This window comes from Gluconacetobacter sacchari, assembly GCF_014174255.1.
Lineage (GTDB): Bacteria > Pseudomonadota > Alphaproteobacteria > Acetobacterales > Acetobacteraceae > Gluconacetobacter > Gluconacetobacter sacchari.
The window spans coordinates 55,444-76,643 of sequence record NZ_JABEQJ010000008.1 but is presented as its reverse complement, the minus strand read 5'-3'; the positions used below and the strand labels follow the sequence as shown (position 1 = coordinate 76,643).

The following is a 21,200-nucleotide window of genomic DNA, read 5'->3' as shown; positions in this document are numbered from 1 at the left end:
ATCGCACAAGGCCCGCTTCCGATGAACAGACGCACGCTTCTCGGCCTCACGGCCACCCTGCCGATCCTGGCGGCCCGGGCGGCGCCCGCCGCGGACGGCGGTCCCCTGCATCCCGGCCCCGGCCGTGTCGGCCCCACCAATCTCATCACCGACGTCGCCGGCCTGACCATCGGCGAGGCGCATGACGCCCGCGTCCGTACCGGCGTCACCATCATCCTGCCCGACCAGCGCGCGGCCTGCGCGGTGGACGTGCGCGGCGGCGGCCCCGGCACGCGGGAAACCGATGCCCTCACCGCCGGCAACCTCGTACGCAGCGTCGACGCCGTCGTGCTGTCCGGCGGCTCGGTCTACGGGCTGGCCTCCGCCGACGGCGTGGCCGCCTGGCTGGGCGCGCGCGGGCGCGGCTTCACGATGTCGAAGCAGCCTGGCGTGCCGCCCTCGCCCATCGTGCCCACCGCGATCCTGTTCGACCTCGCCAATGGCGGCGACAAGAACTGGGGCCTCAACCCGCCCTATCGCGACCTGGCGCTGCGGGCCATGGACCACCCCTCCCGCCGGTTCGACCTGGGCACGGCGGGCGCGGGCTACGGGGCGCAGGCCGGCGCGCTGAAGGGCGGGCTGGGTTCGGCATCCTTCGTCACCGCCGACGGCCTGACCGTCGGCGCGATCGTCGCGGTCAACAGCCTGGGCTCGGTGGTGGTGCCCGGCACGCGCCATTTCTGGGCCGGCGCGTTCGAAATGGGCCGCGAATTCGGAGGCCTGGGCGCCAGCACCGCCCATGTCGATCCCGAGGAATGGGGCCAGGCCAAATTCAACCCGGCGGCCCGCGCCAACACCACCATCGCCTGCATCGCCACCGACGCCGATCTCGATGCCGACGATCTCAGGCGCGTGGCCATGATGGCGCAGGACGGCCTCGCCCGCGCCATCCGCCCGGTTCACTCCCCCTTCGACGGCGACGTCATCTTCGCCCTCTCCACCGCCCGCCGCCCGCTTCCCCCCGGTCCGCGCCCGCTCTACGTGGCACGCCTGGGCGCCCTGGCGGCCGACGTGCTGTCCCGCGCCGTGGCGCGCGGCGTGTACGAAGCCACGCTGCCACCCGGCATGACAGGCCCGACCTGGAAGAGCCTGCCGGGATAGAACAGAAATTCCCGCTTACAACCCCAACGCACCGAGCGACGGATGATCGTCGGGGCGCCGGCCGAGCGGCCAATGAAACAGCCTGTCCTCGTCACGGATCGCCAGATCGTTGATCGAGGCGATCCGCCGGCGCATCAAGCCACCGGCATCGAATTCCCAGTTCTCGTTGCCGTAGGAGCGGAACCACCGGCCGCTCTCATCATGCCATTCATACGCAAACCGGACGGCCATGCGATCACCGTCATGGGCCCAGACCTCCTTGATCAGGCGGTAATCGCGCTCCCGCTGCCATTTCCGGCGCAGGAACGCCACGATCTCGTCGCGGCCCTCGATGAACTCGGCCCGATTCCGCCACCGGCAATCCGGCGTATAGGCCAGAGAAACCCGCTGCGGATCGCGGCTATTCCAGGCATCTTCCGCCAATCGCGCCTTCAGCCGCGCGGTTTCGGCCGTAAATGGAGGAACCAGCGGACCTGACATCACATCCCCTTCCGTACCGACCGGCACGATAGCCCCCGATCGGTACAGAACGGTCGGAACGGGCGCAAGCCTATCGGCGCGCGAACCGCCGGATCATGCGGGACGTCACCTGTCCGAAACGGGTGGACAAGCCAGGCGGAATCCCCACCGCCCCATGGCCGGCGACCTCGCCATCGAACGCACCGACATCGCTCCGCTTGCGCCAGACATGGACACCGAAGCCGCTCGCCTCCAGCCAGTCATGAAGCGCCCAGACAAAGGCCCCCCGACGCCGGCCGAGCGCCGGAATACGCCATATGTCGATCAAGGGCGCGAAGAACGGATTCCCCCGTTCATAGGCCCAGATTTCAACCCGGATCCCGGGGTCCGCGCTGACGCCGCGCGCATGAAACCCGCCGGTATCGGCCACGATCAGGCTGTTGGCCGGCACGGCGACGGCGCGCGGCGGCGGATAGCCCATGCCGGCAATCGCCGCCTCGTCGACCCGGAAGGATCCGCGTCCGCTCAGACGGTCCCCGGACGGGCCCGCCGCCAGGCTCATCCGCTTTTCCCAGGCCTGGCGGGCCGGGTTCAATTTGTGCGATCCGGGAACATACACGAACGGCCCGCTCCCCTCCGCCGTGTCGGTCAGGGTGAACCAGGCCTTGACGGTCGGATGGAACGTGTCGGCATGAAGCTGCAACTGCGGGTCGCCCTCGCCGGTGACGGCATGCGGCAGGATCGTCTGGATATAATAAAGCGGCTCGCAATCCCGGCTCCCGGCCAGCCGGATCAGCCGCCCCAGCAGCGTCCCGTCCAGCAATCGCCGCACGCCGGGCATCCGGTCCAGACTGTCGGGCGTGAGCGCGATCCGGCGGGTCACCGTGTCACCCTGAATGGTTTCGCGCCCCGCGCCGCGATACCGCCGGACATCGTCGAGAACCTGCCCGAAGGTCGCGGCAGGCAGGAAGTCACGAATAACCACAAAGCCATCGCGGTCGAATTCGGCGGCGAGATGCGGCGGAATCGCCCGACGGAGCCGCCGCCGCCGCCATCCCGCGGCCCAATGGGCCAGGCCCTGGCGCAAGCCGTGCAGACCCGCCTCATTCAGCCGCCGGCTGCCGATCAACGGATTGTCGCGAAAGGATTTCGCCCCGGTAAAAAGCTGAAGCACCCAGACAGGACAGGTCAGAACGTTCTTGATTGTCTTTTGCATAAGATCCGGTCGGCCATAACGGGCGGTCGAACGCCCTCCACGCCATGAAACTGCCATCCCGCGCAGCGCGAGCGGTCCGGCGGCGTGGCAATAGCATCATTGGAATATGTTGCAAAATTATGGCGCAAGCCATGCGCCTTCCCCGTCCTGCCAGGCTCGCCCGCCTGCCCGTCAGATGTCATACGCGATGCCGGACAGGCTCTGGTCCATCGTCAGGGACGGCAATCCCCGGTGCGGCGCGCCGACCACCCGCGCCGGATTGCCCACGACGGTCGTGAACGGGGCAACCGGGCCGAGCACGATCGACCCGGCCCCGACCTTGGCACCCTCGCCGATTTCGATATTGCCCAGCACCTTGGCCCCGGTGCCGATCAACGCGCCGCGCCGCACCTTGGGATGCCGGTCGCCGGCTTGCTTGCCGGTCCCGCCCAGCGTGACGTTCTGCAAAAGGGCGACATCGTCCTCGATCACGGCGGTCTCGCCCACCACGATACCGGTCCCATGGTCGAACATGACCCGCTTCCCCAGCCGGGCCGCGGGATGGATATCCACCGCGAACAGTTCCGACGTCCGGCCCTGGACATAATGCGCCAGCGGCCGGCGGTTCTCGTGCCACAGCCAATGCGCAAGCCGATAGGACTGGATCGCATGGAACCCCTTGAAGAACAGGAAGGGCACCAGCAGGCCGCTCGCGGCCGGATCGCGCTCGCAGATCGACGCCAGATCGGCGGCCGCCATGTCCACCGCCGGCGGGCGGCGGATCTGAAAATCCCGTATCAGCGCAAAGACCGTCGCCCGGCGCACCAGATCGCCGCCCAGCTTGCGGGACAGCAGAAAGGCCAGCGCGGTCGCGAAATCCGGCTGGTCGAGAATACTGGGCCGCGTCAGGTCCCGCAGCACCGGGTCACGATGCGCCCGGGCCTCGGCCAGGATCAATTCCCACAGGCCGGCCGGCGAGATCGTCGGGGCGGCGGCGCCCGCCGCCGCCGCCGCATCCAGCCCGCCTTGTTCGAAATAGGCACGCAGGCTGGTGACGTCCCCGTCATCCCTTCGCCGTTCCGGTCTCATCGCCCGATCCGGACGGAAACCGCGCCGCGTCAGCGCGCCCGCGTCAGACTGTCCGCATGCGCGCGGCGGAACTGCCCCACCACCTGCCGCGTCAACTCGTCCGCCTCGGCCAGGACGCGGTTATGGAGCGGTCGCACGCTGTCATGCGCGGCATAGAAGCGCCGCGTCTTGCGATCGGCCTCCACGATCAGCGCCCCCAGAAACGTGCCTTCGATTTCAACGATCCGTGATTCAAACATTGTCTGCTGCCTTGTCGTTCCGCTTGCGCGGGCCACCGGCAGCCTCCGCCACCGGCACGTTATCGGGCGGAGACCGGCCCCATGGAACCGGACCGTCCCGCGCTACATCGATCGCTGCGACACATTCGCGCCCGCCAGAGCGTCATCGGACTTCATCCTCCGGATGGTCACACCATTTCCCAATGGCGACAGCACGAACGATACAGCGTCCCCACCGGACGTCAAGATTAAAACGACAAATATTCGTACATTACAACAATCACGCAATATGATGAACGTTGCAACATCAACAAGTTAACCTATTGTTTTTATTATGTTTTTATAAACCAAGCCCGAACGGCACCAATCAGCCGCCTCGTTCATCCCGCGCCGGGCGCATCACGAATCGTCGATATAATACAAAATGACGAGTTGAATATTCCATATGACGATATATCGTCGTTATCGAGTCTCCCGGCGGATCCGGGGCCCGATGGGAAGGAGATTTCCACCATGAGCATTCATCTCGGCGACATCGCGCCTGATTTCGAGCAGGAGACGACCATCGGTCGCATCCGTTTCCATGAATGGCTGGGCGATTCGTGGGGCATCCTGTTCAGCCACCCCAAGGATTTCACCCCCGTCTGCACCACCGAACTGGGGGCGGTGGCGAAGCTCGCGCCGGAATGGGCGAAGCGCGGCACCAAGGTCATCGGCCTGTCCGTCGATCCCGTCGGCAGTCATGCGGCATGGGCGGCCGACATCGCCGACACCCAGGGCGCGACGGTCGATTTCCCCATCATCGCCGACGCGGACGGCAAGGTGGCGGCCCTGTACGACATGATCCACCCGGCAGCGGACCCCAAGGTCACCGTCCGGACGGTCTTCATCATCGACCCCGCGAAAAAAGTCCGGCTGACCGTGACCTACCCGCCATCGGCGGGGCGCAATTTCGACGAAATCCTGCGCGTCCTGGACAGCCTGCAACTGACGGACCGCCACAAGGTCACGACCCCGGCCAACTGGCGTGATGGCGAGGACGTGATCATCGCCCCCTCGGTCAGCGACGAGCAGGCCCGTACCCTCTTCCCCACGGGCTGGAAGACGCTGCGCCCCTATCTCCGCCTGGTGGCCCAGCCGCGCTGAACCACCACCCCCGCGACGCATGCGCGCGCCGCGGGGACGAGCCGCAGATCCGCGTCAGAATTCCGCGCGAACCGACCCGAAGAACTGGCGCGGCGCCCCCAGCAGGAACGACTGGGCATCTCCCGAAAGCGGGAAGCCGTTCTCGCCCATCGTCGAGACGTAGAACTGGTTGGTCAGGTTATAGACATTGAAGGACAGTTCCAGATTCTGCATGAAGCCCAGCGAATGGGCATATTTACCCATATTGCCGAACTTGTAGCGCATGCTGAAATTCGCCAGCCAGTAGGACGGCACCTTGGCATCGCCGGTATAGCTCAGGTTGCGCTGCGACATGTATGACGCATCGATGCTGGTATCGAAGCCCTTGTAGGCATAGCTCAGGCTCGATTTGTACATCAGGCGCGGATAGGCCACTGAAAGGGGACAGGGGGAATGGAACAACCGACAAGGCGGGATTTTGTGGGATGTTCGGGGATTATCCGGGACGGAAAATCGTGGTCGCGCCTTGGGTTGCGCGGCGCGCGCCGGTTATCCACAGGGGCGATTTTTAGCCTGCCCGATGTCTGGAAGTAAACCGACAAATCGGCGTTTCGGACATCGGGTTTGGAACATCGGGGGTCGGCGCCTGGACGGTCTCTCAGAGGTCGCTTAGCGGCGCGTCAGAGTCATTGGAAACGCCCTTAGCCGCCGGATACGGCCTCCGTCTGCTACAGGAAATGCGCCAGTAATGCGAACGTGGCACCGAGGGCACCGATGCCCACATAAGGCTGCCACCAGTTGGGGAGCTTCTTCTCGATCAGATCCAGACGCCCACCCAAGCCGCTGCTGGCGGCAATGACCGATTTATCAAGGCCATGAATGGTCTCGACAAGCTTATCCAGCTTCGCTTCGGTTCGCTCGGCGCGCCGTTCCAGTTCGGTCAGACGGTGATCTGTGAGGTCCATGCCACCATTATCTCCGCCTCCGCGCGTGCGGCCAAGGGATTTTTGAGGTCGCAGGCTCTTCATCTCGACGACATTGGACTCCATTTTCTCAATGTAATCAGTCCCGCTCACTGGGGTTCTCCTGAAAGACCGAACGGGTCTTCTTGGTCAGTAATGTGACTTCCCTTAATAATTCACCCATCTGGTCTTCTTTAATGCTGGATGAAAAATCAACGCCATTTTTGTTGTAGATAATTCTAAATAAAAGAAGAACGATAGACGAAATTACGACGCCCTGTTGCCTGATAATCTCTTTCAGTTCTGCGATTTCATCATCTGTATTCATGACAATGCCTGCAATCTGTAGGCGACGCGGCCGATTATGGTGATGGTGTCGTCGCCATCGGGGGCGCCCCAATGGAAACGGGAGGCTGCCGCTGTTTCTGAGGGATAGCGGTCGTTGTCGGAGATGATGCGGATGCCGTCGCTGGTCGCGGCCAGGCGCTTTACCAGCAGGCTTCCGTTGACGACCAAGACGTGGATGCCGTTCAGGGCCGGCTTGGGGCGTTTGTCTATGATGATCCGATTCCCCGCGCTGAGGGTCGGCTCCATGCTGTCGCCATCCACCTGGATCATGATGGCCGATTGGGGCGTCAGGCCGAGGTCATGCCGCAGAAAATGGCGGGAAATTGCCAATTTCTCCGGAGCGGGGGCACCTGAAGCATAGGCACCGAAGCCTGCCGACGCCGCGACATCGTAATAGTCGAGGTGGTCGATGTTGTCATTGCTGGGTGTCGGCACCGATTCCGGTGTGGCGACGGGGCTGCTATCGCCAAAAAGAAGCCATTGAAGGCTTACACCGCATGCCTCGGCAAGCTTCTCAGCGTGGCTGAACTTCCACTCTTTGCCGTTCATATAGCCGCTTAGCGTGGTTGTGCCGATCAGGGCCTTCTGCGCAACAGGCTCGTTGCCGCCCGCAGCTTTCACCACCCTTTTCAGCCTATCGAACCTGTTTTCCATTTGTCGGTTCACGGCGCGAACCGACAAAAACTGAAAACGGTATGTTCTTCACCTGTTTTCCGGCTGATAGATGCGGCTTGTGATCGGTTATCCACAGAAAACTGTCTGCATCGAACCGACAAGGGACGGTTTTCCGTTGATTCAGATACCGAAAAGCGTATTCTCACGGTCATACCTCGCGACGGACATGCACCGCAAAAACTTGCGGAAGCGGGGGACGAAAGAGGGGCGGCTGGCACCGCCCCGGTTCAAGGAGGCTATGTATGGCACAAAAGCCCAGGGGATTGCATCCGGAGGAGATAAAGGCCCGGCTGCGCATCCTGTACGGCTCGCTGGCCGCGTTTTCCGTGCTGATCGGGCGCGGCGTGGCGGCGGTGAGCAAGGTGATTGCGACACCGGGCTACTCGGTTCCGATAGAGCGGGAGATTGCCAAGGCGCTGGGCATGAAGCCCGAAGAGGTCTGGCCTGACCGGTATCATGAGGACGGGACTCCGGTTTCGTTTACGGTAGACCGCACTCCTACCGCCCTTCCGCGTGCTGATCAGCGTGCAAAGGCGGTGGCGGCATGAACGTCGAGATGATTCCCCTCGACCAGATCGCGGTCGGGGATCGGCTGCGGTCGGTGGACCCGGACTGGGTGGCGCTGATTGCCGCGTCGATGCGCGAGCATGGGCAGCGGGTGCCGCTCGAAGTCCGGAAGTTGAATGTCTCGAAGGCGCTGGAGCGCACGGGGAAGAAATATGAGCTGATCGCCGGGGCGCACCGGGAGGCCGCGCTGCGGGAGATCGGCGCCGATACCGCCGCATGCGTGGTGCTGAAGGTCACGGACCTGGAAGCCCAGCTTCTGGAGATCGACGAAAACCTGTGCCGCCGGGAGTTGAGCCCGTTGGACCGGGCGACGTTTCTGGCCGAGCGCAAGCGCGTTTACGAGGAGTTGCACCCCGAGACGAAACGCGGTGGTGACCGGAGGTCCGATCAAAGCGAAGAGGTCTTCGCTTTGATCGCCTCCTTCACGACAGCGACCGCTGAACGTCTTGGGCTGACGAAGCGCGCGATCGAGATCGCGGTGGCGCGGCATCGGAACATCGTTCCCGACGTGCGCTCGAAGATCGCCGGCACATGGATCGCGGATAGCGGCGCCCAGCTCGACGCCCTGGCCAAGGAAACGCCGGAGATGCAGCGGCGGATTGCCGACTTCATCGCCCAGTGGCCCGGTATCCGGCAGGTCGGCGAGATTGTCCGCCAGATCGAAAACCGGCCCAAGGCAAAACCGCCGACCGCGTATCAGAAGTTCATCGGGGTCTGGAAGGTGGCCGATGCGGGTGGCCGTAGCGCCATTCTCGATTACCTGCGGCCCGAGGTGGTGAATTCGTTCGAAGATTTCTGGCATCGCGCCAGCGCGGAGGAACGCTCTCACATCATCGACTTCCTGTCGCCGCAGCACCACCGGATCGGCCGGGATGCCGCGCAGGAGGCAGCATGAAACATCCAGTTTCACGCAACGCCCACGCGCATGACGTGCGGCGGTTTGTCGGGCAGATGATCAAGCAGGTCCGCGCCCGGCAGGGCCTGACGGCGATCGATCTGGCGACGGACGCCAATGTCTCGATCGGGACGGTGCGCAATGTCGAGAGTGGGACGACGGAGATCGGGTTCGGCGCGATGCTGGATCTGTTCTGGGCGCTGGATTTCTCGGCTGACGATGTGCTGGCGATCCTGGCCGAGGATGCGCGGGCGCGTGGGGGTGCGGCATGAAGCGCTTTCACAGCGAGACGATGCCCAAAGAGGCGATCGAAGCCATCACTGACGGGTTTCAGGTCGGGATCATAATCAGGCCGCAAGGAGAGGTTTGTCCGGGCGATATGCTGCTCCTGACCACTCCTCCATGCTCGGTGGGCAACTTTGTGTGGGAAGGAATTGTCGCTGAAGTCTTGTGGGTGGCTACGTCGAAAGACTGTCCGGGACTGGTGGAAGGATATGCCCTGACGACCGTGAAGGTGGTGCGATGAGCCGCCGTCCCGTGCCGGGACAGTTGTCCCTGCTGGACTGGGCGCCACCGGAGCCGGTGGTCCGGTTCGATGAACGCCTGATCCGCGCCAATTCGTATTCCGGTCGTCTGTCGCGCGCGATTTCGATCAGCCTTCAGGAGTGCGGCCAGTCGCGTGAGGACGTGGCGGCGCGGATGTCGGCCATTCTGGAGCGTCCGGTCAGTGTGCCGATGCTGAACGCCTATTCGTCAGCCATGCGTGAGGGGCACCAGATCAGCGTGCCGCGCTTCGACGCGCTGGTGCATGCGGTCGCCGACCGGCGGTTGGTGGAATTTCTTGCGGAGCCGCACGGCTGGGCAGTGATCGAGCGGCGGTATCTGCCGATGATCGAGCTGGCGGCAGTCAGTGAACAGAAAAAAGACCTGGCACAGCGTGAGCGGATGCTCCGGCGCCAGGCCGTTCGGGGAAGTCGGTAATGACGGACTACAAGCCGATCCGCTCCGCTGCCGGAGAAGTCTGCGGAATGCTTTTCTCCCCCCGAGAAATAGAGGCGCACACGTTGGCTGAGGCACGATCCTTAGTTGATCTTGCGATTACTGAAGATTTTTCGGTGACCGAATTTCGGACGAGAGCAGCATCACTAGTAGGTGCAGGTCTGACGTTTGGCCGGGGGCAACAGTCATGAACGGTTTTCTCATCCTGACAGCAGTTGCCGCTTTCGCCATGAGGGTGACGACGTGTTCTTTCAGCAGGGCCGAAGCTGGCGGGGACATTTCGCCTAGCGGGGCGAAGCTTCCGGCCTGCGCAAGGCTGTCGATGACCGAGTCCAGTTCCGGTTGGTTCCCTGGCGCGACCGATGAAAGGGTTGAGGAATCGGGGCGCGCACTCAATATTTCGAGCAATGGAAAAAGAATATCGGGTGCGCGGTTTCCCGGTATTTCGATCCAGCCGTACGGTGTCTTCACGAATTCCTCCATGGTTGGTGTGGACAACCTCATGGTGGAACGGGCGGCGCGAGTCTGGCAATTGGCCGGCCGCGCCGCCCAGCCCCGGCGGGTGGCGGCATGATGGGCGCCGTGCATTACGTGGATGCGTCGGTGCCGTGGCTTTCGGCGGCGGAGCTTGCCGCGCTGAGATTACCGCGCATGCCGGCGACCAAGCAGGGTATCCAGGCGCGGGCCGCCAGCGAGAACTGGATGTCGCCCGAGCGCGAGGGGCAGACATGGCGCAGGCGCAAGGGTCAGGGCGGCGGGTTTGAATTCACCCCATATGTCCTGCCGATGGAGGCGCAGGCGGAACTGGCGAGCCAGCTCCATCGAAAGCGTCAGGAGGAACAGGCCGAGGCGGAGCGTGCGGATGCCGCCATGGGCGAGCGACACCGGGAGGATCTGTGGCGCCGCTTTGACGCGCTGCCGGATACCCTGAAGGAAAAGGCCCGCCGGGCGCACCGGATTATCGAGGCGGTCGAGCTGATGGAGCGCTCGGGAACCGTGAAGACGATCGCCCTCATGCATGTCGCGCGTCAGGAATCGGTCGGCGTGACGACGATCCATAACTGGTATCGCGATATTCGCGGGATCGACCGGTGCGATTGGCTGGCGGCGTTGGCCCCGCATTACGCGGGGGCGGCGAAGCGGGCTGAATGCTCACCGGAGGCTTGGGCGGCTCTCAAGGCCGATTATCTGCGCCTTTCCCAGCCGCGATTTACTGATTGCTACCGTCGGCTAGCCGACAAAGCGAAAGGGAGCGGCTGGTCCATCCCATCCGAAAAGACGCTGAAGCGTCGGATGGACCAGTTTCCGCCCCAGCTGATCACGGTGTGCCGCAAGGGTGAAGAGGCGCTTAAGAGGATGTTTCCAGCACAGGTCCGCGACCGGTCGTCGTTTCACGCCATGGAGGCGGTGAACGCGGACGGCCACAAATTCGATGTGTTCGTCGCGTGGCCGGAGGGCGGGAAGGTGAAGATCCTGCGGCCGATCCTGGTGGCGTTCCAGGACCTGCGCTCCGGAATGATCCTGGCATGGCGCCTGGACATTTCCGAGAACAAGGAGGCCGTGCGCCTCGCCTTCGGCGACATGGTCGAGCGATGGGGCATTCCCAAGATGTGCTTCCTCGACAACGGCAGGAACTTTGCCAGCAAGTGGCTGACCGGCGGCGTCGAGAACCGGTATCGGTTCAAGGTTCGCGAGGATGAGCCGACCGGGATCATGCCGCAGCTTGGTGTGGAGGTGCATTGGACGTGGCCCTATTCGGGGCAGTCCAAGCCGATCGAGCGCGCGTTCCGTGATTTCTCGCAGAGCATCGCGAAGCATCCGGCTTTTGAGGGTGCCTATACCGGCAATAACCCGATGGCCAAGCCGGAGAATTACGGCAGCAAGGCGGTGCCGCTCGACGAATTCATCAAGGTGGTGGCCGAGGGAATCGACGAGCACAATAACCGGGCCGGACGCCGGTCGCGGGTCTGTGGCGGGACGCTGAGCTTCGCCCAGGCATTCGCGGAATCCTATGTCCACGCCCCGATCAAGAAGGCCACGGCCGAGCAGCGCCGGCTATGGCTGATGGCGGCGGAGTCGATCAATGTCGGGCGCACCGACGGTTCGATCATGCTGGAGGGCAACCGGTTCTGGGCCGATTTCCTGCTGCCGTTGCGCGGGCAGTCGGTCGTGGTGCGGTTCGATCCGCAGGCGTTGCAGGAGGATCTGCACGTCTACCGGCTGGACGGGACCTATCTGGGTGCCGCGCAGTGCCTGGAGCCGGCCGGGTTCGCGGACAAGAGCGCTGCCCAGGCGGACAACCGTCGCCGCGCGGAATGGATGAAGGCGGCGAAGCGCATGAAGGCGGCCGAGCTGGATATGTCGCTGGGACAGCTTCAGGCGCTGTACGCCCCCAGCGCCACACCCGACGAGCCCGAGGACGTGATCGAGGCCAAGGTTGTGCGCCCGATCTTTTCGAAATCCCCCGTTGTCGTCGGCAATACCGCGCTGGCGCATGCGGCATTCGCCGACGAGGACGAGGACGATCTGGAGCGGGCGATGGCCATGGAGCGCGCTGCGCGCGGCTATCTCCGCCCCGTCGAAGACGAAGAAGAGTGACGCGGCTTTCAGAACAACCGCGTCACCAAGGCAACATTTTCAGGGAAGACCCTACAGTAATGACGAACGAGACCATGAACAACCAGAATGGCGCGCCCGACGACGACGCGCTGCGGCAGCGCGTGCGCGAGGCGATGGAGGCGCGCGGGCTGACGCGCCGGCAGGTCGCGGATGCCATGGGCGAGGCGTATCAGACGTTCTCGGCCTGGCTGAACGGCACGTATAACGGCGACAACGAGAAGCGGGTGGAAAGGGCCCGGCGGTGGCTGGACGGGCTGGCGCGTCGCGATCGAGAGCGGTCACTGGTGCCGAGCGTGCCCGGATTTGTGCAGACGCGCACGGCGAGCCGGTTGTTTGCCGTGCTGGAGGGTGCGCAGTTCGGTCCGGACATGGGGCTGATCGCCGGGAATGCCGGCGTGGGCAAGACCATGGCGATCGAGGCTTACGCGGCCCAGAACAACAATGTCTGGGTCATCACCGCGACGCCCAAGAAGATCAGCCCGAGCGCGATCCTGGATGAGCTGGCCGAGCAGCAGGGGGTGCAGGAGCGTGGAACGCGGCAGGAGCGCGCTGTGCTGCGCCAGCTGTCCGGATCGTCCGGGCTGATCGTGGTGGATGAGGCGCAGCACCTCAGCGTGCCGGGCATCGAAATGCTGCGGTCCATCCATGACCAGGCCAAGGTCGGCGTGGTGCTGAGCGGCAACGCGCCGCTGATCGGCAAGATCGACGGGCTGGGGCGCACGGCTGACCATGCGCAGATCTTCAGCCGCATCGGGCATCGGCGGAATGTCGGCGCACCGCTCCAGAGCGATGTGTGCCCGATCCTGAAGGAATGGGGCCTGGACGACGAGGATGTGGTGAACGCCGCGAAGGCGATCGCCATGCGCGACGGCGCGCTGCGGTCGATGACCAAGGTGTTGCGCAATGCCGTGCGCATCGCCCGCGTCCATGGCCGCGAGAGCGTGGCCATCGGGGACATGGAAGCCTCGTGGAAGGCGCATATGACCGGGGAATTCCCCCGCATCGTGAAGAAGGGAGACTGACCATGACAGTATTGAGCAGCTTCTCCTCCGGGGGGGGGGCACCGCCCTGCCGGGCATCGAGAAGAACGTGCCGTTTCCGACGAACGTGCGGGGACCCTCCGGATCGGGAATGAAGGAGCGCCGGGACGCGCTGATCCGGACCATGGAGATCGGGGATTCGATCTTCGTCACCGAGGCGGTGTCATCCTGGCAGGCTTCGTTCACGGTGGTGTCGAAGGAGACGGGCTGGAAGTTCATCGGGAAGATGGACGGGGAAAAGAAGAAGCGCTTCTGGAGGGTGGCATGAGCGAGACGTTGACGGTGTTGGTGATGGACACGCTGCATGACGTGACCATGGACACGATCTTCGACGCGGCGGAGCGGTTCGACCCGCTGGTGCGGGATCTGCGGGCGATCACGGCCGAGTTCGGATCGGGCACCTCTGCCGACATGGCGTTTCAGCTTCATGGATCCTGGGGCGCGCATCCCCGGCCTCGTGAGGCGGTGATTCTTGATTTCCTCGATCGCCTGCCCGGCGGCATGACCGGGCGTGAGATCGCGGCCGGATTGGAGGGACGGTAGATGGCAACGTACGAACAGATCCATAGCTGCACGAGCGATCTGCGGCGGACAGCCTTCGCCCTGCTTAACGCGGCGGGGCCGGTCACGATGACCAAGGCCGATCTGGCGGCGATGGGCGTCCAGTTGATGGACGTGTCGGCCCAGATCGAGACGGCACTGGCGGAGAATGTGGTGCAGGACATCCTGCGCCGCGAGGAAGCCCGCGTGATCGATGCCGAGTTTCACGAGGTGCGGTCGTGACGGAACAGGTCCGGGTGCAGACCCGCGATATGGAGATCGTTCTGACCAATGTCTGGAGGCGCGCTCAGGAGCGCATGAAGGACAGTTCGAACGACATCAATGATCTTCTCGACGATGGCGAAAGCGCCATCAATGACGCGGTCGAGAAATATGAAGCCGGCGACCTGCGGGCAGCTTCGGATTGTGCGGCGCATGCGGCGGCCTGCTCGCTGCTGATCGCCGCTGGGATGTATCGACTGGCCGAGAATGTGCCGGCCAAGAAGGAAATGAGCTGATGAACGCTATCGAAAAGACGCAGCCTCGGACGCTGACCAATCCGGACGGCCGCGAGATCCCGGTGGGATCGATCCGACCGGAGATCGTGCTTCAGCACGAGCTGGCGGTGGAGATCGCGGCCGACTTCCAGGCGCTGGCAGCGCACAACCTAGCGGTGAAAGCCGCGATCTTCGAGAAGTTGCGGGCTTATCAGGATCTGGTGTTCCAGGAATACGGGGTCCGGGTCGGAGGCAAGTTCAATGGCCTCTCGATTCATGATTTCGCCGACCTGATCGAAATCAAGGCGGACATGCGCCGGTATCAGCAGCTCACGCCGTCGATCGTGGCGGCTCAGGCGCTGATCAACGAGATCTTGGACGATCTGACCGATGGTGCATCGGATGATCTGCGCGCGCTGGTCATGCAGGCGTTCGAGAAGGATGAGAAGACGGGCAAGCCGAACGTGCAGCGTATCCTTGGCCTGCGGCGCCTGAACCTGAACCATCCTGCATGGTCTGATGCGGTACGGGCGCTGAACGATTCCGTGGCGCCGGCCGGGTCAAAAATGGCCGTGGTGTGCCGGGTCAGGCCGGAGAGCGGGCGAGCGCACGAGCAAGTCGTTGTCGATTTCTCACGGGTGTGAGGGTGTGATGGTCAAATTCGACATCTCGGTCGAGGACGCTGTGTTGGTCGGGCTGATCGCTGACCGCGTCGTCGATGTTCTGATCAGCGGGGGCGCCGAAAGGATAGAGATCCCGTGGAAGGAGTTCTGTCTGGAGATGCGGATGGATCTGGTGGCGGTGCATGCGAATGGCTGCCCGATGGATTTCGACCGCCTTCTGAACGCCGACAAGAACACGTTGATGCATGATGTCGGGGGCATCGCGAAGTATCTGGATCGGGACACCGGGAGGCTGACGGAATGCTTCCGTCCGCGTACCGCACTGAAGGAGGCGCAATCATGACCCGCCGTCCCCACATGCTCGGCAACACGCCGAGCAATCCCGCGCGGGGCCTGCTCTATACGAAGCTGGCTATCGCCAGGAAGGAACTGGGCCTGGACGATGACAGCTATCGTGCCGTCCTGGTCCGGGTCGGCGGCCATTACAGCGCCAAGGATATGTCGGTCGGCCAGATCGAGGCGGTGCTGAAGGAGTTCGTGCGGCTGGGGTGGAAGCCGAAGCTGGCGACCGGAAAACGGCGGACGCCGGATAGCGCGAAAGCGTATGTGCGCAAGGTCTATGCAGTGTGGAACGAGATGGCGCCGCTGCTGGCCTCGGGCGGCACGCGGGAGGCCCTGCGGGCCTTCGTGGAGCGGCAGACCGGGGTGTCGGCGCCGGAGTTCCTGGATGCGGAGCAGGCGAAGCAGATCATTGAAGGGTTGAAGGCGTGGCGGGCGCGCCTGCTGAGGGGGAAATCATGAGCGGGCCGACGATCGCGGAACATGTGCGCCTGGTCAGGCTGGAGGCGGAACTGCTGAAGGTGCGCGGTGTGGTGGCCAAGATAATCAGGGAGGGATACGGGGATTGCCGTCGCGAGTCCCTGGAAGCCCAGCTTGGCGGACTTCTGGTCGTCTTGGCCGAGATGGAAGAGGGTGGCGACGTGTGCAGCGATAACGCTAATGCCGTCGCCCAGGCGATCGCGGCCGGGCGGCGGGCAGAACTGGCGGGAGCGCGGTCATGAAACGAATGGCCGTGGTGACGATCAGATATCAGGACTATGCTATGTCGATGTCTGACGCGACGACGCTGATGGCGATTGCGCAGCGCGCCAAAGAGGTCAAGCGTGACGATTTCCGCAGTGCGTATTCGCCGGTCGATGCCGAGGGCGGTGAGCCGTTCGCGCGGCACATGGAAATCGCGATGGTCTCGGCCAAGAAGACGGTGATCCCCAAGAGTCACCGGCTGACATTCGAACGGAAGGAATAGACATGAACGCGCCCGAACCGATCGCCTTCCTTGTGGATGCGGCTGGCGAGGACGTGGTGCTGTGCTTTCTGGAAGCGGAAGGCGGCAAGCAGATCTGGGTGCCCGCGCGGGGTGCGGGCACCCAGTTGGCCGATGTGTATGGTGACGAACTGGCGGCGGCGATCTGTCGCCGCCATGGGCGCAGCCCCTGGACCGTGCCGATGTGCAAAGCCTGGCGCGTGACGCTTTATCGCCAGCGCGGTATGACGGTCGCGGATATCGCGATGCGGTGCGGACTGTCCGTGCGTCAGGTCCATCAGATTATCGCGAATGCGCGCGCCAGCGGGATCGTGGTGCGCCGGCCGGCCAAGCCGGCCGATCCCAGGCAGGCAATCCTGCTCTGATCCGTTCCGGATCGTTCCATGTGCTATCTAGCATGATGCACTGACCATTCCCCGCGCGCGTATCGTTGCGCGATGGATGCGAACTTCCCCATTATCGCCAAAGGCACCCAACTGCGCGAGGGCGGGTATTCCGCCGCACGCGACGACGGCGGGAACTGGACCGGCGGCAAGGCATGTGACGGCCGGTTTGTCGGCTCCTGCTTCGGTATTTCCGCGACCGCGATGGCGCACTGGTTGGGTCCGGGGCGGCCGGTCACCGTGAAGATCATGAAATCCGTTACGCCGGATGTGTTCCTCGCGATCGCGCGGGCTTTTTACTGGCGTCCGTTGAATGGCCCGTTGCTGCCGTCCGGGCTGGATCTGATCACGTTCGATTTCGGGTTCAATGCTGGCGTCGCCAGGGCGGCGAAGATGCTCCAGGGCCTGCTCGGCGTGGCGCAGGACGGCGATATCGGCCCTCTGACGCTGGCGGCGGTTGCCGCGCGAGAGAAAGCCGGGGCGCTGCCGGCGCTGATCGACGCATTCGCCAATGGGCAGCGGGCCTATTACCGCGCGCTGAGCGGGTTCCCGACCTATGGCGACGGCTGGCTGGCGCGGGTGGACTGGCGCCTGCATGCCGGTCTGGCTTTGGCGCGGGGGGAGACGAAGATCCCGCTCGCATGACCGGTTTCGGTCATGCGGGCGCGCATGGCCGATCGATTGTTGAATGGGGCGCGCACGCGGCGCCCATCATGAAATGCAGGAGCCGTTCATGGCTATCGATTGGAAATCCATTCTCGGCAGCGCGTTTGCCGTCGTCAACGGCGTGGCGGGGGCTTCGGCCGCCGGCAAGCTGTCGACCTACAACACGGTCGCGCAGACCGCGATCAAGGCGGCGGTCACGAAGGTGGACGGCGGCGTCGACCAGCTGAAGACGGCGTTCGACACGTTCGAGACCGCGAACCCGCTGGTGGCGCAGGCGCTGACCGAGTTCAGCACCCTGGCCACGACGCTGGGCCTCACCCTGCCGACCGAGGACGGCATCGTGACCCACATCAAGGCCGCGATCGCTGACCTCCAGGGCATGTTCGTGCCCGATACGTCCACGGCGTCGGCCGGCACGACCACGCCGGCCGCCTGACGTGCCGCAGGTGACGGAGGCGGCCCAGACGGGCGTGCCATCGATTTGCGTGGCCGTGCTGGTCGTGGGCTGCTTCCTGATCCTGTCGACGTGGGCGCGCCTCTGGTGGCTGGGCCAGCGGCATGTGGTGCTAGCGCGGGCGCATGAGGACCTGGAAGAGCGCTGCGACGTGCTGGAGCGGGATGCGCGGGAGCATCGATCCGCCCTGGCCTCGATCGACGTGCGCCTGGTCGAGATCCGCGCTGACGGAAAGCGCAATACGGAACTGCTGCACACCCTGGTCTACGGGCATGTCGCGGCGAGCAAGGAATGACGGCCATGACGGTGGCGACAGTGCTGATTGAAGACCGGCGTCTTCGTATCCTGAAGGCGATCCAGCAGATGGGCGATGATCGTCTTTCGGAGATCATTTTGACCCGTGCGCTGCGGGCTGACGGATATCCAGCCGACTTCGATGTGATCCGGGCCGATTTCGCGTGGCTGGAGCGGCAGGGATGCCTGCGCGTCGAAAAGCTGCCGACGGACGGCCGCGACGAAATCTGGGTCGGCGCGCTGACGGCGACGGGATCGCGGGTGGCGGACGGCGTTCAGATGATCCACGGGATCGCCCGGTCGCTGGCGCGGTGAACGATGGCCAGGGCGTCGAACGTGGATAAGTTGCCCGAGGAGATCCGCGAGGAGATCGGCCGCCTGCGGGCGAACGGCCATTCCCTGGACGAGATCCTGGCCGCGCTGCGCGAGCTGGATGTGCAGAGCATCAGCCGCTCGTCGCTGGGGCGGCATATCCAGAACCTGGACAAGCTGGTGGCGACCAACCGGCGGTCGCGCACCGTGGCGCAGGCGCTGGCGCGGCAGATGGGCGACGCCAATGCATCACAGTTCGCCCGCGCGAACATCGAGCTGCTGCATGGGATCATCCTCGACCTGCACATGGCGGCTGAGGGTGACGGCAAGGATACGAGCTGGCTGGAGACGCTGCGCAGCAATCCCAAGGGGGTCGAGGCCCTGGCCAAGGCGCTCGATCATCTGACGCGGGCCAGCAAGACGGATGCGGAGTTCGTCAAGGAGATCACAGCGCAGGTCGAAGCGCGTGTGCGCAAGGAAAGCGACGACGCCGTTCGGGCTGTCGCAAAAGAACGCGGCGTCAGCAAGGAGATTGTGGACGATATCCGCAGCCGTATCCTGGGTGTGAAAAAATGAGCAAGTCGGCGCTTCTGGCCAGCACCGACCTCGATCCGCTTCTGCCTTACCAGCAGGACGTCATCCGTGAATGCTTGTCCCACAATGTCACGGTGATCGAGAAGTCGCGTCGTATCGGCATCTCATGGGTGTTGAGCTGGCTGGCGGTGACTGTCGCCATGTCGTCTGCGTCGGCTGGCGGCATGGACGTGTTCTACATGGGTTATGAGAAGGACATGACCCGCCAGTTCATCGACGACTGTGCGGAACATGCCAAACTTCTGGTCGGTGTTGGGCTGGAGGTGGGCGAGGAAGTCTTCCCCGATCCCGCGAATCCGGAAAAGACGATTCATGTATTCCGGATCAAATTTGCTTCTGGCTTCGAGATTCTGGCGCTGCCATCGGTGCCGCGTGCGTTCCGGTCGAAACAGGGTCTGGTGATCCTGGACGAAGCGGCCTTCGTTGACGATCTGGCGGGCATGATCAAGGCCGCGCTGGCCCTGCGCATCTGGGGTGCGCGGATCATCATCCTGTCTACACACAAGGGTGCCACCAATCCGTTCAATGAACTGGTCAAAGACTGCCAGTCCGGGAAAAAGCCCTATCACCTGATGCGCATCACCTTCGATGATGCGGTATCGCAGGGGCTTTACAGGAAAATCTGCCAGAAGCTGGGCACTGAATGGACGCCTGAAGGCGAGAAAGAGTGGTACGACGAGATCCTTGCCGAGTTCGGTGATGACGCCGACGAGGAACTGCATGTCATACCCGCCAATGATAATGGCGTCTTTCTGCCTCTGTCGCTGATCGAAGCGCGAGAGCAGAAGGGCGTTCCCGTCGTTCGATGGGAGCGGAAGCCAGCCTTCGCCCTTCAGTCAAAGGCCGCACGAGAAGCCGATGCGCGCCAGTTCTGCGAAGACCGCCTGCTGCCACACCTGATGGCGATGAAGGCTGATACGCCGCATGTTTTCGGGGAAGATTTCGCCCGCACCTGCGACCTGAGCGTTTTCTGGTTCTGCGCGATCGAGTCGAACAAGACCAAGCGCACGGTATTGGTTGTCGAACTGCGTGGCGTGCCCTTCGAGCAGCAGCGACAGATCCTGTTCTATCTCCTCGACCGGCTGCCGCGTTTCAGGGCTGGAAAGATGGATGCGCGGGGCAACGGGCAGTATCTGGCCGAAGTCACGGTGCAGGAATATGGGTCGCGCGTCGAAGCCGTCATGATCAGCGAAGCATGGTATCGCGAGACCATGCCGTTTCTTCAGGCAGCGTTCCAGGACGCCGAGATCGTCATCCCGGCCGACCGTGACATCCAGACCGATCTGCGCGCCATCAAGACCATTCGTGGGGTGGCCCGCGTCCCCGAAAGCAGGCTGACCGATGCCACTGGAAAGAGCCACGGCGACGCCGCGATCGCGGCGGCCATGGCGGTCGCAGCCAGTCGGGCAGAGCCGGAAATCTACGAATACCAGAGGGTGCCGAATCAGCATGCCCAGCTCCAGGGCGGCAGGATGTCGATCGAGGATGAGATCGAGCGCGAGGATCTGGGCTCGAATAACGACAATTGGGGACTGAGGGGGTCTGTCTGATGAATTACGGGGTGCCGATCGCGGCGGTGTTGATCCTGGGCGGGTTACTGGGGGGCGCGTACTGGTTTTCCCGCCTGTCGGCCAAGGCCCAGAAGGCGAAGACCGAGGCGCAGGATGTCGCCCAGGCGCAGGCCGTTACCACGACCGCGCAGGCGATGACGGCGGCGGCGTTGAACGCCGCCCCCACGGATGCGGCGCTGGATGCGCGGCTGGATGCGGGGACGGCGTGATGTTGCGCAGAATCAGAGAGTGGTGGCAGCGGGCGCGGGAAATCCCCCTGGACGGGCACGGTGCCAGGCCGACGACGCCGAGACCGCTCCCGGCGGCCCTGACGGCGGTGCGGGGTGAAAATGCTCGCGCCCTTGCTCCGGGGGAAATGGTCGCTGTCATCAAGCGCGGCCATATTGTTGTGTATGTGGGCTGCCTGTTGGTCGCCCCTCTCTCCGGCTGTGCCGGCGCGCCTGCATTGCGGCCGGTCTGCCCGGCGCTGGTGACCTACTCAGCGGCGGATCAGAAGGCGCTGAGAGCCGAACTGGACGCGCACCAGGACACGCCGCAGGCGCATCGGTGGATCGCGGATTATGTCGGCCTGCGCGACCAGGTGCGCGTGTGCGTCAAGGCGGCCGGCTGAG

Annotated in this window: 36 protein-coding genes; 27 read left to right on the top strand and 9 right to left on the bottom strand. The window is 64.0% G+C overall.

Annotated elements, in window-relative coordinates; all coding sequences use genetic code 11:
* The first annotated feature begins 21 nt into the window (after positions 1 to 21).
* Complete coding sequence (locus tag HLH48_RS08070) at positions 22 to 1,140, top strand: P1 family peptidase (RefSeq protein WP_182996991.1); 1,119 nt, start codon at positions 22 to 24, stop codon at positions 1,138 to 1,140.
* A gap of 15 nt (positions 1,141 to 1,155) precedes the next feature.
* On the opposite strand, the gene HLH48_RS08065 is transcribed toward HLH48_RS08070, so the two are convergent.
* The 4 genes from HLH48_RS08065 to HLH48_RS08050 all read right to left on the bottom strand — a co-directional run bounded on the left by HLH48_RS08065 (position 1,156) and on the right by HLH48_RS08050 (position 4,122).
* Positions 1,156 to 1,620, bottom strand: a complete 465-nt coding sequence (locus HLH48_RS08065; protein ID WP_182996990.1) for a nuclear transport factor 2 family protein — start codon at positions 1,618 to 1,620, stop codon at positions 1,156 to 1,158.
* Positions 1,621 to 1,690: 70 nt separating this feature from the next.
* Positions 1,691 to 2,815, bottom strand: a complete 1,125-nt coding sequence (locus tag HLH48_RS08060) for a phytanoyl-CoA dioxygenase family protein (protein WP_182996989.1) — start codon at positions 2,813 to 2,815, stop codon at positions 1,691 to 1,693.
* A gap of 171 nt (positions 2,816 to 2,986) precedes the next feature.
* Complete coding sequence (gene cysE, locus HLH48_RS08055; RefSeq protein WP_220795043.1) at positions 2,987 to 3,883, bottom strand: serine O-acetyltransferase; 897 nt, start codon at positions 3,881 to 3,883, stop codon at positions 2,987 to 2,989.
* Positions 3,884 to 3,912: 29 nt separating this feature from the next.
* The gene (locus tag HLH48_RS08050; protein WP_182996988.1) at positions 3,913 to 4,122 is read right to left on the bottom strand and encodes a hypothetical protein; all 210 of its coding nucleotides are present in this window, start codon (positions 4,120 to 4,122) and stop codon (positions 3,913 to 3,915) included.
* Positions 4,123 to 4,614: 492 nt separating this feature from the next.
* Here HLH48_RS08050 and HLH48_RS08045 point away from each other — a divergent pair, with 492 nt between their 5' ends.
* On the top strand, positions 4,615 to 5,247 hold the full coding sequence (locus HLH48_RS08045) for a peroxiredoxin (RefSeq protein WP_182996987.1): 633 nt from the start codon (positions 4,615 to 4,617) through the stop codon (positions 5,245 to 5,247).
* A gap of 54 nt (positions 5,248 to 5,301) precedes the next feature.
* On the opposite strand, the gene HLH48_RS08040 is transcribed toward HLH48_RS08045, so the two are convergent.
* The 4 genes from HLH48_RS08040 to HLH48_RS08025 all read right to left on the bottom strand — a co-directional run bounded on the left by HLH48_RS08040 (position 5,302) and on the right by HLH48_RS08025 (position 7,190).
* The gene (locus tag HLH48_RS08040; protein WP_264812540.1) at positions 5,302 to 5,661 is read right to left on the bottom strand and encodes a TonB-dependent receptor domain-containing protein; all 360 of its coding nucleotides are present in this window, start codon (positions 5,659 to 5,661) and stop codon (positions 5,302 to 5,304) included.
* A 293-nt stretch (positions 5,662 to 5,954) separates the two neighbouring features.
* Positions 5,955 to 6,302, bottom strand: coding sequence for a hypothetical protein (locus HLH48_RS08035; RefSeq protein ID WP_182996986.1), 348 nt, complete (start codon positions 6,300 to 6,302; stop codon positions 5,955 to 5,957).
* Complete coding sequence (locus tag HLH48_RS08030) at positions 6,289 to 6,516, bottom strand: hypothetical protein (RefSeq protein ID WP_182996985.1); 228 nt, start codon at positions 6,514 to 6,516, stop codon at positions 6,289 to 6,291. Before HLH48_RS08030 ends, HLH48_RS08035 begins: the two co-directional genes overlap by 14 nt.
* Positions 6,513 to 7,190: a LexA family transcriptional regulator gene (locus HLH48_RS08025; protein WP_182996984.1), complete on the bottom strand. Its 678-nt coding sequence runs from the start codon at positions 7,188 to 7,190 to the stop codon at positions 6,513 to 6,515. The genes HLH48_RS08030 and HLH48_RS08025 overlap by 4 nt, the downstream gene beginning before the upstream one ends.
* A 263-nt stretch (positions 7,191 to 7,453) precedes the next feature.
* On the opposite strand from HLH48_RS08025, the gene HLH48_RS08020 reads away from it, so the two are divergent.
* The 5 genes from HLH48_RS08020 to HLH48_RS08000 are packed head-to-tail and all read left to right on the top strand — an operon-like array spanning position 7,454 to position 9,654.
* Entirely contained in the window at positions 7,454 to 7,759 is a 306-nt protein-coding gene (locus HLH48_RS08020; protein ID WP_182996983.1) for a helix-turn-helix domain-containing protein, read from the top strand.
* Entirely contained in the window at positions 7,756 to 8,673 is a 918-nt protein-coding gene (locus HLH48_RS08015; RefSeq protein ID WP_182996982.1) for a ParB N-terminal domain-containing protein, read from the top strand. The genes HLH48_RS08020 and HLH48_RS08015 overlap by 4 nt, the downstream gene beginning before the upstream one ends.
* A complete protein-coding gene (locus HLH48_RS08010) occupies positions 8,670 to 8,945 on the top strand; it encodes a helix-turn-helix domain-containing protein (RefSeq protein WP_182996981.1) in 276 nt (91 codons plus the stop codon). The genes HLH48_RS08015 and HLH48_RS08010 overlap by 4 nt, the downstream gene beginning before the upstream one ends.
* Positions 8,942 to 9,199, top strand: coding sequence for a hypothetical protein (locus HLH48_RS08005; RefSeq protein WP_182996980.1), 258 nt, complete (start codon positions 8,942 to 8,944; stop codon positions 9,197 to 9,199). Before HLH48_RS08010 ends, HLH48_RS08005 begins: the two co-directional genes overlap by 4 nt.
* A complete protein-coding gene (locus tag HLH48_RS08000) occupies positions 9,196 to 9,654 on the top strand; it encodes a hypothetical protein (RefSeq protein WP_182996979.1) in 459 nt (152 codons plus the stop codon). The genes HLH48_RS08005 and HLH48_RS08000 overlap by 4 nt, the downstream gene beginning before the upstream one ends.
* 117 nt (positions 9,655 to 9,771) lie before the next feature.
* Here the strand turns inward: HLH48_RS08000 and HLH48_RS07995 are convergent, their stop codons facing one another.
* Positions 9,772 to 10,143, bottom strand: a complete 372-nt coding sequence (locus tag HLH48_RS07995; RefSeq protein WP_182996978.1) for a hypothetical protein — start codon at positions 10,141 to 10,143, stop codon at positions 9,772 to 9,774.
* Positions 10,144 to 10,242: 99 nt separating this feature from the next.
* Here HLH48_RS07995 and HLH48_RS07990 point away from each other — a divergent pair, with 99 nt between their 5' ends.
* The 20 genes from HLH48_RS07990 (at position 10,243) to HLH48_RS07895 (ending at position 21,199) form a co-directional block, all read left to right on the top strand.
* Positions 10,243 to 12,270, top strand: coding sequence for a transposase domain-containing protein (locus HLH48_RS07990; RefSeq protein ID WP_182996977.1), 2,028 nt, complete (start codon positions 10,243 to 10,245; stop codon positions 12,268 to 12,270).
* A 59-nt stretch (positions 12,271 to 12,329) separates the two neighbouring features.
* Complete coding sequence (locus tag HLH48_RS07985) at positions 12,330 to 13,313, top strand: AAA family ATPase (RefSeq protein ID WP_182996976.1); 984 nt, start codon at positions 12,330 to 12,332, stop codon at positions 13,311 to 13,313.
* A 109-nt stretch (positions 13,314 to 13,422) separates the two neighbouring features.
* Complete coding sequence (locus tag HLH48_RS07980) at positions 13,423 to 13,599, top strand: hypothetical protein (protein WP_182996975.1); 177 nt, start codon at positions 13,423 to 13,425, stop codon at positions 13,597 to 13,599.
* Positions 13,596 to 13,874, top strand: coding sequence for a hypothetical protein (locus tag HLH48_RS07975; RefSeq protein WP_182996974.1), 279 nt, complete (start codon positions 13,596 to 13,598; stop codon positions 13,872 to 13,874). Before HLH48_RS07980 ends, HLH48_RS07975 begins: the two co-directional genes overlap by 4 nt.
* The gene (locus HLH48_RS07970; RefSeq protein ID WP_182996973.1) at positions 13,875 to 14,114 is read left to right on the top strand and encodes a hypothetical protein; all 240 of its coding nucleotides are present in this window, start codon (positions 13,875 to 13,877) and stop codon (positions 14,112 to 14,114) included.
* Positions 14,111 to 14,389 (top strand): hypothetical protein, encoded by a 279-nt coding sequence (locus HLH48_RS07965; RefSeq protein WP_182996972.1) that lies wholly within the window; start codon positions 14,111 to 14,113, stop codon positions 14,387 to 14,389. The genes HLH48_RS07970 and HLH48_RS07965 overlap by 4 nt, the downstream gene beginning before the upstream one ends.
* Entirely contained in the window at positions 14,389 to 15,012 is a 624-nt protein-coding gene (locus tag HLH48_RS07960; protein WP_182996971.1) for a DUF3164 family protein, read from the top strand. Before HLH48_RS07965 ends, HLH48_RS07960 begins: the two co-directional genes overlap by 1 nt.
* 7 nt (positions 15,013 to 15,019) lie before the next feature.
* Positions 15,020 to 15,334 (top strand): DUF6874 family protein, encoded by a 315-nt coding sequence (locus tag HLH48_RS07955; RefSeq protein WP_182996970.1) that lies wholly within the window; start codon positions 15,020 to 15,022, stop codon positions 15,332 to 15,334.
* Complete coding sequence (locus tag HLH48_RS07950) at positions 15,331 to 15,792, top strand: regulatory protein GemA (RefSeq protein WP_182996969.1); 462 nt, start codon at positions 15,331 to 15,333, stop codon at positions 15,790 to 15,792. The genes HLH48_RS07955 and HLH48_RS07950 overlap by 4 nt, the downstream gene beginning before the upstream one ends.
* Entirely contained in the window at positions 15,789 to 16,052 is a 264-nt protein-coding gene (locus HLH48_RS07945) for a hypothetical protein (protein ID WP_182996968.1), read from the top strand. Before HLH48_RS07950 ends, HLH48_RS07945 begins: the two co-directional genes overlap by 4 nt.
* Positions 16,049 to 16,297: a hypothetical protein gene (locus HLH48_RS07940; RefSeq protein ID WP_182996967.1), complete on the top strand. Its 249-nt coding sequence runs from the start codon at positions 16,049 to 16,051 to the stop codon at positions 16,295 to 16,297. Before HLH48_RS07945 ends, HLH48_RS07940 begins: the two co-directional genes overlap by 4 nt.
* 2 nt (positions 16,298 to 16,299) lie before the next feature.
* Entirely contained in the window at positions 16,300 to 16,680 is a 381-nt protein-coding gene (locus HLH48_RS07935; protein WP_182996966.1) for a MarR family transcriptional regulator, read from the top strand.
* 72 nt (positions 16,681 to 16,752) lie between these two features.
* Positions 16,753 to 17,343 (top strand): glycoside hydrolase family 108 protein, encoded by a 591-nt coding sequence (locus HLH48_RS07930; protein WP_182996965.1) that lies wholly within the window; start codon positions 16,753 to 16,755, stop codon positions 17,341 to 17,343.
* Between the two features lie 88 nt (positions 17,344 to 17,431).
* The gene (locus HLH48_RS07925) at positions 17,432 to 17,800 is read left to right on the top strand and encodes a hypothetical protein (RefSeq protein ID WP_182996964.1); all 369 of its coding nucleotides are present in this window, start codon (positions 17,432 to 17,434) and stop codon (positions 17,798 to 17,800) included.
* A 1-nt stretch (position 17,801) separates the two neighbouring features.
* Positions 17,802 to 18,113: a hypothetical protein gene (locus HLH48_RS07920; RefSeq protein WP_182996963.1), complete on the top strand. Its 312-nt coding sequence runs from the start codon at positions 17,802 to 17,804 to the stop codon at positions 18,111 to 18,113.
* A 5-nt stretch (positions 18,114 to 18,118) separates the two neighbouring features.
* A complete protein-coding gene (locus tag HLH48_RS07915) occupies positions 18,119 to 18,427 on the top strand; it encodes a VpaChn25_0724 family phage protein (RefSeq protein WP_182996962.1) in 309 nt (102 codons plus the stop codon).
* Positions 18,428 to 18,448: 21 nt separating this feature from the next.
* Complete coding sequence (locus HLH48_RS07910; protein WP_308446606.1) at positions 18,449 to 19,000, top strand: DUF3486 family protein; 552 nt, start codon at positions 18,449 to 18,451, stop codon at positions 18,998 to 19,000.
* Entirely contained in the window at positions 18,997 to 20,568 is a 1,572-nt protein-coding gene (locus HLH48_RS07905; protein WP_246387138.1) for a hypothetical protein, read from the top strand. The genes HLH48_RS07910 and HLH48_RS07905 overlap by 4 nt, the downstream gene beginning before the upstream one ends.
* Positions 20,568 to 20,798, top strand: a complete 231-nt coding sequence (locus tag HLH48_RS07900; protein ID WP_182996960.1) for a hypothetical protein — start codon at positions 20,568 to 20,570, stop codon at positions 20,796 to 20,798. The genes HLH48_RS07905 and HLH48_RS07900 overlap by 1 nt, the downstream gene beginning before the upstream one ends.
* A complete protein-coding gene (locus HLH48_RS07895; RefSeq protein ID WP_182996959.1) occupies positions 20,798 to 21,199 on the top strand; it encodes a hypothetical protein in 402 nt (133 codons plus the stop codon). Before HLH48_RS07900 ends, HLH48_RS07895 begins: the two co-directional genes overlap by 1 nt.
* Position 21,200 lies beyond the last annotated feature (1 nt).